The sequence below is a fragment of the Consotaella aegiceratis genome (assembly GCF_036541425.1).
GTDB lineage: Bacteria > Pseudomonadota > Alphaproteobacteria > Rhizobiales > Rhizobiaceae > Consotaella > Consotaella aegiceratis.
In genome coordinates, this window is sequence record NZ_JAZHFT010000022.1 from 26,202 (window position 1) to 38,418 (window position 12,217).

General features: G+C 66.8%; 14 protein-coding genes. 8 read left to right on the forward strand and 6 right to left on the reverse strand.

Annotated features, from left to right (window positions below):
- Positions 1-115: 115 nt before the first annotated feature.
- The 4 genes from SMD10_RS15135 to SMD10_RS15150 all read left to right on the forward strand — a co-directional run bounded on the left by SMD10_RS15135 (position 116) and on the right by SMD10_RS15150 (position 4,015).
- Positions 116-766: a tetratricopeptide repeat protein gene (locus tag SMD10_RS15135; protein ID WP_331686552.1), complete on the forward strand. Its 651-nt coding sequence runs from the start codon at positions 116-118 to the stop codon at positions 764-766.
- A gap of 216 nt (positions 767-982) precedes the next feature.
- Positions 983-1,519, forward strand: a complete 537-nt coding sequence (locus SMD10_RS15140; protein WP_331686553.1) for a MarR family winged helix-turn-helix transcriptional regulator — start codon at positions 983-985, stop codon at positions 1,517-1,519.
- 448 nt (positions 1,520-1,967) lie between these two features.
- Positions 1,968-2,645: a response regulator transcription factor gene (locus tag SMD10_RS15145; RefSeq protein WP_331686554.1), complete on the forward strand. Its 678-nt coding sequence runs from the start codon at positions 1,968-1,970 to the stop codon at positions 2,643-2,645.
- Positions 2,642-4,015 carry a sensor histidine kinase gene (locus SMD10_RS15150; RefSeq protein WP_331686555.1) on the forward strand — a complete coding sequence of 458 codons (1,374 nt, stop codon included), beginning with the start codon at positions 2,642-2,644 and terminating at the stop codon, positions 4,013-4,015. Before SMD10_RS15145 ends, SMD10_RS15150 begins: the two co-directional genes overlap by 4 nt.
- Here the strand turns inward: SMD10_RS15150 and SMD10_RS15155 are convergent.
- Together SMD10_RS15155 and SMD10_RS15160 are read right to left on the reverse strand one after the other, a co-directional pair.
- Positions 4,003-4,875 carry a LysR family transcriptional regulator gene (locus SMD10_RS15155; RefSeq protein WP_331686556.1) on the reverse strand — a complete coding sequence of 291 codons (873 nt, stop codon included), beginning with the start codon at positions 4,873-4,875 and terminating at the stop codon, positions 4,003-4,005. The genes SMD10_RS15150 and SMD10_RS15155 overlap by 13 nt on opposite strands.
- A 298-nt stretch (positions 4,876-5,173) precedes the next feature.
- A complete protein-coding gene (locus SMD10_RS15160; protein ID WP_331686557.1) occupies positions 5,174-5,617 on the reverse strand; it encodes a methyltransferase family protein in 444 nt (147 codons plus the stop codon).
- Positions 5,618-5,792: 175 nt separating this feature from the next.
- Between SMD10_RS15160 and SMD10_RS15165 the strand changes: the two genes are divergently transcribed.
- The 3 genes from SMD10_RS15165 (at position 5,793) to pdeM (ending at position 7,471) form a co-directional block, all read left to right on the forward strand.
- The gene (locus SMD10_RS15165; RefSeq protein ID WP_331686558.1) at positions 5,793-6,005 is read left to right on the forward strand and encodes a TOBE domain-containing protein; all 213 of its coding nucleotides are present in this window, start codon (positions 5,793-5,795) and stop codon (positions 6,003-6,005) included.
- Complete coding sequence (tsaA, locus tag SMD10_RS15170) at positions 6,005-6,499, forward strand: tRNA (N6-threonylcarbamoyladenosine(37)-N6)-methyltransferase TrmO (RefSeq protein ID WP_331686559.1); 495 nt, start codon at positions 6,005-6,007, stop codon at positions 6,497-6,499. Before SMD10_RS15165 ends, tsaA begins: the two co-directional genes overlap by 1 nt.
- 258 nt (positions 6,500-6,757) lie before the next feature.
- Positions 6,758-7,471 carry a ligase-associated DNA damage response endonuclease PdeM gene (gene pdeM, locus SMD10_RS15175; protein ID WP_432757253.1) on the forward strand — a complete coding sequence of 238 codons (714 nt, stop codon included), beginning with the start codon at positions 6,758-6,760 and terminating at the stop codon, positions 7,469-7,471.
- A 116-nt stretch (positions 7,472-7,587) separates the two neighbouring features.
- On the opposite strand, the gene SMD10_RS15180 is transcribed toward pdeM, so the two are convergent.
- From SMD10_RS15180 to SMD10_RS15195, 4 genes are all read right to left on the reverse strand, one after another.
- Positions 7,588-8,232: a glutathione S-transferase family protein gene (locus SMD10_RS15180; protein WP_331686561.1), complete on the reverse strand. Its 645-nt coding sequence runs from the start codon at positions 8,230-8,232 to the stop codon at positions 7,588-7,590.
- A 63-nt stretch (positions 8,233-8,295) separates the two neighbouring features.
- Complete coding sequence (locus SMD10_RS15185) at positions 8,296-8,634, reverse strand: DUF1491 family protein (protein WP_331686562.1); 339 nt, start codon at positions 8,632-8,634, stop codon at positions 8,296-8,298.
- A 12-nt stretch (positions 8,635-8,646) separates the two neighbouring features.
- A complete protein-coding gene (locus SMD10_RS15190) occupies positions 8,647-9,411 on the reverse strand; it encodes a peptidoglycan-binding domain-containing protein (RefSeq protein ID WP_331686563.1) in 765 nt (254 codons plus the stop codon).
- A gap of 13 nt (positions 9,412-9,424) precedes the next feature.
- Positions 9,425-11,272 (reverse strand): sensor histidine kinase, encoded by a 1,848-nt coding sequence (locus SMD10_RS15195; RefSeq protein ID WP_331686564.1) that lies wholly within the window; start codon positions 11,270-11,272, stop codon positions 9,425-9,427.
- A gap of 401 nt (positions 11,273-11,673) precedes the next feature.
- On the opposite strand from SMD10_RS15195, the gene SMD10_RS15200 reads away from it, so the two are divergent.
- Positions 11,674-12,189, forward strand: coding sequence for a DUF5330 domain-containing protein (locus tag SMD10_RS15200; RefSeq protein ID WP_331686565.1), 516 nt, complete (start codon positions 11,674-11,676; stop codon positions 12,187-12,189).
- Positions 12,190-12,217 lie beyond the last annotated feature (28 nt).

Genomic DNA, 12,217 nt, shown 5'->3' on the forward strand with positions numbered 1-12,217 from the left:
CCTGACATTCCTCGCCGGAACGCCGGCGGGGGCGATGGCGGCTATCGGCGCGATCCGAGCCGATTCACGGCGTTGTCACTTTGACGGCGCGCATCGGCGGACTACTCTTGTCCGCATGCGCGCTTTTATCATCGGCTCCGCGATTCTCTTGGCCCTGTCGACCGCACCGGCTTCGGCGCAGGACATGCCTGCGGCGGGGCTGGACGAGACGTTGGGTTTGGCACCGCCCAGCCAGGACAAGTCGGATGACGAGGGCGTGGCGCTGGGCCAGCCCACCGAAACGCGGCAGCAAAAGCTGGACGCGCTGTTCGCCGAACTGAAACGCGAGCCCGCGGCACCGAAGGCGGCGCGCATCGCCTCGCGAATCCAGTCGTTGTGGAATACGAGCGGCAGCGCCACCATCGACCTTCTGATGCAGTGGTCGGCCGAGGCCATGGCTCAGGACGAATCGGCTGCCGCGCTTGACCTCCTCGACCAGGCGGTGGCTTTGCAGCCCGATTACGCCGAAGCCTGGAATCGCCGCGCCACGCTCCATTACACCCTGGAAAATCTAGGCAAGTCGCTGGACGACATCCGCCAGACGCTGTCCCGCGAGCCCCGCCATTTCGGCGCGCTGATGGGCCTCGCCGCGATCCTCGAACAGCTCGGCAAGGATCAACAGGCGCTCGACGTCTACATGCGGGTGCTGGAGGTCTATCCGGCCAACAAGGGCGCGCAAGAGGCCGTCGGCCGACTGTCCGAGGACATGGCGGGCCAAGCCACCTGACCCTCTCCGGGCCGGTCCGTCCGCCGGCGAAGGCGAAGGCGAAGGCGCCGAGCGACGCGCCGCCAGTCGCCCGCTTCGAGATCATCCCTGACGCCTGACAATATCCCGCCCCATTCGATCGGGCCTCGGGCCATCGGGTCTTATGCCGATCAGCCCTCCATTCATTCTGCCTAATGTGACAGGAATCTGACAGGTTCGCCGTGGCACTCCCAACTCGTGGCCGACGCCACGGGCAAAAAAAGAAAATCTCAGGAGTGTGAGGCGGATATGTTTGATACCACGGACCAGGACTTCGAAACCGGTTTCGCTTTCCTGTTGACGGACATCGCCCGGATGTTCCGCAACGCTCTGGACAAGGAAATCGTCGTGAGCGGCATCGGGCTGACGCCCGGCCAGATTCGTACCCTCGCGCATATCGACCGAAATGGCGGTATCCGCCAGACCGCGCTGGCCGACATCATGGGCGTCGAGCCGATGACGGTATCGGCCTTCATCGACCGCCTGGAAGCCCAGGGGCTGGTGGTACGCGAGACCGACCCGTCCGACCGCCGCGCCAAGCTCGTCAGCGTGACGGAGAAGGCGGAAGCCGTTTTCGAACAGGTTCGCCCGGTCGTGTCGCAGGTCTTCGAGCACATGATGCAGGACATCGACGTCGATGGACGCACGGCTCTCGCACTCTGCCTCGGCCATATGCGCGAGCGGCTGTCCAGCACCCCGGCGCCCGTGATCCCGCTGTCCAGGGCGGCCGCCTGAAAGGCTGTCGACTAGCGATCGCCGGCAAGGCCCCCGCGACCTCGCATCGAGAAGCGACGTCCACCTCCCAAGCACGCCGGCTCCGGTGCGCAGGATCGCGCGCCGGAGCTTACGACCGATCAGGATGCGGTTCCATCGACGGTTTACGACGATGATCTTTCCAATGACACAGCAACAGCTTGCCGCCCCCAACAGAACCTTTCGGCTGCGTCGGTATCCGGCCGCCGGCCGTGGCGGCATTCTCGACGAATTGTCCCGGCGGTTCGCCTCGGCGCCACCCGATCTCAGACGATCTCCCGATGTCAGACCGTTGCGAGTGAAACCGTCTTGCGAGGCTCGCCTGTTGACAGAGCGGCCGACCGGCGATGGCGGCAGACGATGGGGTTGGACTGCGCGTCAGAATCTGGTCTAGTGGAGCTGTAACGTGAACGAGGCCCGTGACGAGGGAATGCGCCTCCTTCTGGTGGAAGACAGCGCCAGACTGATGGAACTGCTGACGGAGACGGTGCGTCAGACCGGCTGGCGGATCGACGGCGTCAGTAACCTGGCAGATGCACGCGCCGCGCTGGCGGGCGATGAGCACAATATCCTGGCGCTCGATCTTGGCTTGCCCGACGGCAGCGGGCTCGATTTGCTGCGCGAATTGCGCAGTGCCGGCAATACGATCCCGATCCTGATCATCACTGCGGCCGATGCCGTGGACGCCCGCATCGCCGGTCTCGACGCGGGTGCCGACGATTATCTGACAAAGCCGTTCCACCATCGCGAATTCCTGGCGCGCTGCCGGGCCATCGCGCGACGCGGTTCGTCCGGCGCCTCGCCGGTGCTTACGGCGGGCAACCTGCGCTATGACCCGGCCACGGCGGTCCTGTCATGCAGGGGCGAACCGATCGCGCTGGCCCCGCGCGAACGCCAACTCGCCGAACTTCTGATGCGCGAGGCGGATCGTGTGGTGCCCAAACGCAAGCTGGAGCATGCGCTGTCGGAGTATGGCGACATCCTGAGCACCAATGCGCTGGAGCTCGCGATGTCGCGACTGCGCAAGAAGATCGAGCAGGTGCCGGCCGGAGTGGCGATCGAAACGGTGCGCGGCATCGGCTATCTGCTGCGTACCCTCGACGAATGAAGGAGCGCCACCCCTCTCTCATCCGTATCGTCACGACGCGCGTGCTGCTGTTCGCCCTCGTGGCGATGATCATGCAGACGGGCATCGTCGTCCTGCAGCAGTGGTCCGAGGACACGGAGCTCGCCAGCACCCTGATCGAGGAGGAAAGCGAGGAGATCGGCCGCGCCTATCTGCGGAGCCCCGAGACCTTTCCGAGCCGGGAGGTGGTCGAGCACTATGGCCTCGATCAGCCGCTGAAGGACGGCAAAGGCTACCGCGTCCGCATCCTCCTTCCGGACGGCTCGGTCGCCTACAGCAACTGCCACAGCGACTGTCCCTTTTTCATGCGGCACGGAAACATGCCGGACGAGTTCTGGAGCCGCGTCCTGGCTCCCGGCAAGCCGCTGACCGTCGCCGGCGCCCAGACGATTCGCTCCGATCCTGACGCTCCCTTCATCGTCCAGTTCGCCAGTCTCGGCGATCCGGACTGGCTGATCGGCGAGTTGATCCTGCACGAAGTGATCGAGGACATGGTGATCCCGATGAGCGTCATGCTGCTCTTGCTCTCGGTCGCGATGATCTTCTCGATCCGCAACGCGCTGCGCCCCGTGGTCAAGGCCGTCAAGGCGGCGGATGCCCTCGATCCGGCCAGCTCGATGAACCCGTTGCCCACCGAAGGCATGCCGCGTGAAGTTCTGCACCTCACCCTTGCGGTCAACCGGGCGCTTCAGCGGGTGGCCGAGGTGGTCCGCGCCCAGAAGATCTTCTCCGCTTCGATCGCGCATGAAATCCGCACGCCGGTGGCGGTGGTCAAGCTCGAACTCGGCAACATCGCCGGCCCGCGGGCGCGCAAGGCCGAGGCGGATCTGGAAAAGCTCACGCACACGCTGGAGCAGCTGACCGCGCTGGCTCGCCTCGACGTGATCCAGCCGGACGCGTTCACGCCGCTCCCGCTGGGCGATCTGGTCGAGGATGCGGTCGAACACCTCGCCCCTTACGTCTTTGCCAACGGCCGTTCGGTCGAGTTGGAGAAGGAGGCCAACCCGACGGTCCGGGCCGTGCCGGCACTTCTCCTGACCCTTGTCCGCAATCTCGTGGAGAACGCCACGAAGCATACTCCGCCCGGAACCACCATCACGGTGTCGGTCGCTGCGCCGGCCCGCGTGCTGGTCAGCGACAATGGTCTCGGCCTGGCGACGGAAGAGAAGTCCACCGAAGCGGGTATCGGCGTGGTGAAGACCAGCGGCTCGCTGGGCGTCGGACTGAAGATTGTCCGGCGCATCGCAGCTCTCCACGGCGCGGAACTGGCGATCGATTCCGTTGCCGGACGCGGCACGCAGGTCGCCCTCCGGTTTCCGCCGGACGAACTCGAGGCGTCTCAGACCTCCTGATCGCCCCGGCCGCCGAACAGCTCGCGCCTATTCGTGCAGAGCGCCACCAGCCGGTCGATCACCGTGCGGACCTCCGGCCGGTGCCGTTCCTCATCGTGCATCACGATCCAACTGGTGTGTCCGAGATCCTCGATGATCGCGCCGGCGCGAACGAGCCCGGGATCGTCGTCGCCAACGAAGCACGGCAGCACGCCGCGGCCCGCGCCGCTGCGGATGAGGTCGTAGACGAGCCCCGGCGCGTTGGCCCACACGGTGATCCACAGTTCGGGTTGCGCCAGCACCCAGCGTTCGGACGGCACGATGGAAACGTCGCTGCCGAGAGCCACCCAGTTCGGATTCGTCTTGAGGTCGAAGCTTCGGGCACAGTAGGGCGCGAAGGCGACATCGACGAGGCGGCGGCCGGCCAGATTGGCTTGATGCGGGCGGGCGGTGCGGATGCCGATCTGGGTTTCGCGGTGCGCCAGATCGACCGGTATGCTCCCGGATTTGAAGCAGAGGCGAAAACCGTCGCACGGCGTCCACAGGTCGGAGAGGTTGGTCGCCAGGAACCGGGCCATCCAATGGTCTGCCGAGATCGAGACGATCGGCATCTCGTACGGGCCGCCCTTCCATTCGAGTACGGACTGGGCCGCCATCTGCATACCCTTCACCCGGTCGAGCAGCACGCGGCCGTCGGGCGCCAGTTCGTAGCCGGTCTGCCGGCGCAGAAACAAAGTGCGGCCGAGCGTTCGCTCCAGCGCCTGCATGCGCCGCCCCAAGGTCGCCGGGCTCAGCCCGCATTTCTGCGCCGCCGGCGTCAGTCCGCCTTCGGTCGCCACCAGAAAGAACAGGCGGAAATCCTCCCAGCTCTCGTCTTTCACCGGTGAAAAACCCCTTGCGTCGGTGGCCGTAGAGTTCGGTGGTCGCGCCGCCTAGCTTGATGGCGAGACACGATTTCCTCTTTCACCAAGGACAAGCGACGATGCACAACTGGGTTGTCATCGCGAGCGACCTCGCGCGCCTGAAACAGAGACAGCGGCTCGGGCTGGCCGAGCCTGGAGAGGAGCCCCAGCCCTCGACGGACTGCCGACCGGCGACTGGTTTTCGCGCACGACTCAGGCGCTGGCTGTCGCGCCTGCGGTTCCATAAGCCACTCGCGTCCTGGAGTATCGATCCCGCTCAGATCCAGCGCCGCACACGGCATCGGTAGTCGTCATAGGCTTGGCCGAACGCCGCTGCCGCGGCCTTTTCCTCGACCCGGACGTACCAGCGATCGGTGATGACGAACACCACCGCGACGATCGCCAGGCAGCCGAAATCGTTGAACAGGAGTGCGAAGCCCAGGAGCATGACGAGGAAACCGAGATACATCGGATTGCGCGACCATGCGTAGAGCCCGGCCGCCAGCAGCGCGTCCGGCTTGTTGAACGGGATCAGGTTGAGCCGGCGGCGCTTGAAGGGCACCCATGCCGCCAGCAGCAGCGTCAGGCCGGCGGCGGCAGGCAGGACGCCGACGAGTTGATGAGGCCAGGCGAACAGACGTCCCAGCGGCCAGACGGTCGACTGGATGGCCATCAGGACAGTCGCCAGAAAGGCCAGGTGCGGAGGCAGGAATCGTCTCACGGAGAAATTCCCTACGGCGAGCCGGCACGATCAGGCGGACCAATGGCAGGAAATGGCAACGGGACCTTTCGTCGCAATGCAATACATGCAGACCGGCCAGTCATTCCGAGCTCTTTGCCGTCGCTATATAGATGAGCTATACATCGTTTTGTTTTTCCGATTCAGGAGTTGGCTCATGCGCATCAGTGCCCGCAACCAGTTCAAAGGGACCGTCACCGCCATCGTGAAGGGTGCCACCACATCGCATGTGCGGATCGACATCGGCGGTGCGACCGTGACGGCCGCGATCACCAACGAGGCGGTCGACGATCTGAAGCTGCGCGAGGGAGAGCCGGCCTACGCGGTGATCAAGGCCTCCGACGTCATGGTCGCGGTCGACCACGACTGATGGTGCGCCGCGACGAGGTGCGGCCGGGGGAGCGCACGGTGGCCGCGCCGCCGCCGACGGATGCCGGCCTGGTCTTCATCGGGCGTATCCGCACGCCCTGGCAGGACCGCATGGACTGCCCGCGGCGTGGCCGCGACGACGGCCCGATCTGCCGCGTCGAGGTGTTCGATCTCTGGCGGGACGCGCTCAAGGACGTCGCCGGCTATGGGCGTCTCGAAGTGCTCTATTGGCTGCATCAATCGCGCCGCGATCTGGTGTGGCAGTCGCCGCGCAACGACGGCGAAACCCGGGGTACGTTCGCGTTGCGCTCGCCGGTCCGGCCGAACCCGATCGGCACGTCCGTGGTGCATCTGGAGCGGATCGAGGGGACGACGCTCTTCGTGCGTGGGCTGGACTGTCTGGACGGCACGCCGCTGATCGACCTGAAGCCGGCGCGCGAGGAGTTCGTGCCGATCGCTCCGCCGACGAGCGGCGACGCCCTGACGGAGACTTGAGGCTGGTCGCTTCGGAGTGCGCCCTCTCTCGCGCCGAGCGTGAAGGCGTTCGGCCGGGCGGACGTCGGGCGCGACCGCGCGCAGGACGACAGGGCGAAACGCCCGTCGGGTGAGCTGCCTTTTACCCGCCAGATCGGCCGCTCCGAACAACCGAGGCGAATCGCTCGGTGCTCTCGCACGGTGGCCCCTTGCCCCGGACATGGAAATGGATTCGACTGGTCTCGAACGAATCAACGGCAGTCACCACCTCCCATGACCATGATGTTGCGCCGGCTGCGGCGCCTCGACAGCGACGGCCTCCGAACCCGGGTCAATGGGACCGAGGTGGTGTGCGATCCCGCCGGCGTGCTCTTTCTTCCCGACACCCGGACGCTGATCGTCGCCGACCTGCATCTGGAGAAGGGCGCGGCGTTCGCGCGGCGCGGCATGCTGCTGCCGCCATACGACACCGGCATGACGCTCGCCCTGCTCAAGGCGGTCATCGACCGGTTCGCACCAAAGACGGTGGTCTGCCTCGGCGACAGCTTCCATGACCGGCGCGGCGCCGAGATGATGCCGCCGCTCTTCCGCCAAAGCCTGACGGAGATGATGGCCGGGCGCGAGTGGATCTGGATCAGCGGCAACCACGATCCCGAGCCGCCGGTCTCGCTCGGCGGCGACCATGCGGCGGTCTGGCGGGCCGGCACCCTCACCTTCCGCCACGAGCCGAGCGCAGCCTATCAGGCCGGCGAGGTGGCGGGCCATCTTCACCCCGTCGCGCGGGTGGCCGGGCGCGGCCGTTCGGTACGAGGCGCCTGCTTCGCCTCGGATGGCGCCCGGATGATCCTGCCGTCCTTCGGCGTCACCACCGGCGGCCTCAACGTTCTCGATCGCGCCTTTTCCGGGCTGCTGCGGCTGGAGCAAGCGATGGCCTACGTGATCGGCACCACCCGCGTCTTCCCGATCGCCTTCAATGCGCTGGTGCGCGGCTGAGACCCGTCGGGCGAGCTAGAGCGGGATCAGATGAGCTTCGCTCATTACCCGGCTCTATCTTCTTGTGTGCGCATGATCTTTTCCGAAAACCGGTTCCCACTTTTCGGGATCATGCTCTAGCCTTTGCGGCCGCGCAATTCCTCGAACGACACCATCACGGACTCGCGATAGGCGGGGCGCTCGGTGAGACGCCGGTACCATGCCTCGACATTCGGTAAAGACGGGCGCTCGATGTCGAGTTCGAAATAGCGGTAGAGCAAGCTTCCCGCCGGGATGTCGGCCAGCGACAGAGCATCGCCCAGCACGAACGGCTGCTTGGCCAAGATGCCGTCGAGAATCCCGAGATGGCACTCGCAGGTCGCCAGCGCCCGATGGATCGCCGGCCAGTCGCGATCGGCTTCCGGCGTGCGGAAGTAGCCCCAGAAGACACCGTCGATGAAGGCCGGCTGCCAGCTCGCCTGCGACCAGTCCATCCATTGGTCGGCCGCTGCCCGCCGTCCGGGATCGGCGCTCCAGAATGCATCGCTGCCGAAACGGGCTGCCAGATAGCGCAGGATCGCATGCGATTCCCACACCGGAACGCCGTCGTCCTCGATGACCGGAATGCGGCCATGCGGGTTGAGCGCGCGAAACTCGGGCTCGTCGAGCCGCCCGAACGAGCCGCCGGCCGGCACATGCTCATAGGCAAGACCGAGCTCGCCGGCGAGCCACAGCACCTTCTGGACGTTGATGGAACTCTTGCGCCCCCAGATCTTCAGCATGCCTCACGCTCCTTCCGGCAATCGATCAGCATGACATAGGACCGAGGTCGCCCGGTTTCGACGTTATTCTTCGGCCAGGGCGAGATAGCGCTCGGGCTCGTCGGTTTCGATCTCGACCAGCCAGAAATCCGGATCGAAGCGCGCCTCCCTCTCGAAGCGGCCGGCCAGCGCCGGCTCGTCGGCGACGTCCTCCTTCATGAAGCGCCGCTCGCCGTCGTCGGAAGCCAGCATCTGGATCGCCGGAGAGAACAGCGCGATCTCGCGCCCCCGGCCGCGCACGACGACGAAGATGGCGCCGGCCGCCGCCGCGCCCCTGCGTTCCACCGCGGCGAAACCGCCGTCGGCAAAGATGCGGCGCACCAGTTGCGCCACGAACAGCTCGCTGGTTATGCGCGCCGGCATCGGCCTAGCGCCTCACTGGACCGCGCCGATCTCGACCAGCCGTTCGAGGATCTGCGGGCGCGGCTTTCCGGTCACGTCCAACCCTTCCAGCGCCTCGAAGGTGGCGATGGCGGCGCGCGTCCGGCTGCCGGCGATGCCGTCGGCGTCGAGCGAAGCGACCTGGGCGGCCGACAGCCCCTCCTGGATGCGCTTGACCAGCTCCGTCTCCGGCAGCCCCTCGAAATCGGAAGAATTGGAGGCCGCCGGCGGGGCAGCCGGCAGCGGCGGGGTGATCGATCCGGTCTCGGTCGCGGCGGTCTGCAGCACGCGACCGGAGCGTCCGTCAGACGTCGGCCGCGGCTCCGGGCTGGGGGCCATCTCCAGCGAAGCGACCTGGCGCACCTGCGACAGCAGCACCGGAGTCGGCTCGCCGTCGACGCGCAGTCCGTGGTCGCTCTGGAACGCCTTGATCGCGGTCTCGGTCGCCGGTCCGGGCCGACCGTCGACCGCGATCGTATAGTAGCCGGCCTGCGCCAGCGCCGCCTGCACCTCGCGCACCATGGGCACCGGCTGGAGGCCGGGGTCGTTGCTTGCGACGGTCTGCGCCCCGGCGCCCCCCGCCGGCTCGGCTCGCGTCACCAGCATGGGATGCGGGTGGCGACCGGCCTGGCCATAGAAGGCGTTGGCGGCGACGAAGGCGAACAGGACGGCGAAGCCCACGACGATGCCTGTCGGCTTCGGGTGCGCCGCGATCATCGATCCGGCGGGCCGAACCGTGCGACCCAGGGCGCGCGCCATCCGCCACATGGCGTTAGGCCGTCGCCCGGTGCGGCTTGCTGTCCTGCGGGCGGGAGTTGGTCTTCTTGCGGGCATCTGTCAGCGTTACGATCTTGTCTTGGATTTCGGTCGACGTTTCGTCGGTCGCGGTGCAGTCGAGCGGCAGGCGCACGGTCACTGCCGTGCCGACGCCCATCTGGCTGGCGATCGACATCCTACCATGATGCAGATCGCAGAACCCCTTGACCAGCGAAAGTCCCAGGCCGGTGCCGGGATATTGCCGCGACAGGCCGGTGGAGAGCTGCGTGAACGGCTTGCCGATGCGATCCAGCTCGCATTCGGCGATGCCGATCCCGGTATCGGAGATCACCATGGCGACGCCGTCCGGATCGAGCCGGCTTTCCAGCGTGATCATACCCTTGTCGGTGAACTTGATGGCGTTGGCGAGCAGATTGATCAGGATCTGCTGGCAGGCGCGCTTGTCGGCCGTCACGGTGACGTCGTCGTCCGCGAGCCGCAGGTCGAGCGACAGGCCTTTCTTGTCGGCTTCGGCGCGCATCATGTCCACGGTTGCGGTGACGACCTCCGACAGGGCGAACGGCTCGGGGCAGAGTTCGTAGCGCCCGGCCTCGATCTTGGACATGTCGAGCAGGCTGTTGACCACCGACAGCAGGTGATGGCCGGACTGGCGGATCAGGCCGACATATTCCCGCTGCTGGTCGTTCTGCAGCCGGCCGTAATACTCCATCTGCAGGATGTCGGAAAAACCGATGATGGCGTTGAGCGGCGTGCGCAGCTCGTGGCTGACGGCGGCGAGAAAGTGGCTTTTGGCCTCGGACGCCTGCCGCGTTTCCTCAAGCGCGCGGCGCAGCGTCTCGCGGTCCTCGCCGGCAGCCTCCGTCTCGCTGAGGAATGCCAGGATCTCGCCCAGGCGGCCGTCTTCGGCACGCAGAGCGAAGAAACGCACCGCGAACGTCGTCAGGCCGCGGTCCGACTCCGCGCCGGTGCGCATCCTGATTGCGATCTCGGTGGTGTCCCGGCCGGCCGCCATGGCGCCGATCGCCTGGAGGTAGCTGACGCGGTCGGTCAGGTGGATGCGTTCCAGCAGCGCCTCGGCGGCCATTTCGAGCGCCGGCGCTCCCAGGCGCGCGGCAACGGCGCGGGATGCCGAGATCAGTCGGCCGTTCTCGTCGAAGCGCAGCAGCATCTCGGCGCCTTCGCGATCGGCGATCCGCCGTTCGGCGCTGTCCAAGGCTTCGGTGGCGACTGCGGTCGCGGCGGGCGTCAGGCGCCGTGCGGCCAGCGACAGCGCATAGAGCGCCGCACAGCCCGCCGCGACGCCGCCGGCTCGCGGCCAATCGACGATCGGCGCATCGAGACCTGCCGCGCGCATCACGCTCAGCACGGCCAGAACCGCGACGGATCCCGTCGCGGCGACCACCTGCAGCGAACGGCGCTGCTGGGCGACGGCCTCGATCGGCGCCAGCGCCAGCAGCCACAGAAGCGGTGACGCCGCTCCCCCGTCGACGGAGGCACCCAGGCCGACGCCCGCGATCCAAAGCAGAAACAGCGAGCCGGTCACCAAATCGTACCGCCCGGAGAAGGCGAGGAAGGACGCCGCGGACAGAAGAAGGACGGAGGCGAACAGCGGCGTGACCACGAAGGCGACGTTCCAGCCGGCCACCACTCCCAGCGGCGAAGCGAGGGCTGCGGCCAATCCGGCCAGGATCAGGCCGCGAATGGCCCGGGCCTGCAGCTCGCGTTCGGCCGGGTCGCTCACGGCCGGGCAGACAAGAGCGGCAAACCGGTTTCTCGCCAGCTCCAGGAAGCCGCGGGCGTCGAATCCCGGCCGTGCTGCTGGTTGCGCGTCTGTTTGCTTCATACCTGTCCTGCAACGCTTCGGATGCCACCGATCCGCCCGCGTCAGGCCTGCGGGCAGTTCGGTTGCGATCGCCTAAACGATGCCCTTAACCTTTTAAGGAAGGCATAAGCCGATCGAAGCTTCCAGTCCGCAAAGCCCGGAGTCCCCGGCTTTCCGGAAGGCCGCAAAAAAGCATTACGAATATGGTTAACGCCCGGTTTTCCATCCGTTTCGGGGCCCTTCGACACGGCGCCGAATCGACGCGGCCCTCGACGCCGAGGCGAATCGCTACAACTTGAATCGAAAGCAATTTCAAATTTCAACGCCGCTTTTTCGCGTCGGCCTTATGGTGCATCTCGTCCGGAAAAAAGCGGCGCCGTCGACAAGCGGCGAAGACCGTGATGCCGGCGACAGGAGAAGCGATGCGATTCATCTTGAAGTCGGCATTCTGGCTCGGCTTGGCGGCGTTTCTGATTCCGTCCGGCGGCACAGATGAAGAGACCGGCCCCTCCCTTTCCGTCGGCCACGCGCTGGTCGGAGTGCAGCAGGCGCTGCAGGACCTGACCGGGTTCTGCGACCGGGCGCCGGACGCCTGCACCGCCGGCCGGGACATGGCCGCCTTCGCCGGCGAGCGGATCGGCGACGGCATGTCGCTCGCTTATCAACTCGTTCAGGATCGCATGGCGATCGAGACGCCGGCCGAACCGGGGTCAGCGCCGGTCGATCCGGTGGTCACCGCCGGCCTGTCGTCGGCCGGCAAGCCGGATGCGGACACCATCGCACGGATTCTGGCGGCCGCCGGAGCGCACCCCGCGACGCAGCCCCTGCCCGCCGGAGTGGCGGTCGAACGGCCTGCCCGCGTGCTGGTCGCCTCGCCGGCGCCGACTCCGGCGACCGACTCCTTGGTGCCGATCCCCACTCGCGCGCCGCGGGCCTGACAATCCCGCTCCATCCGCTTATATCCGA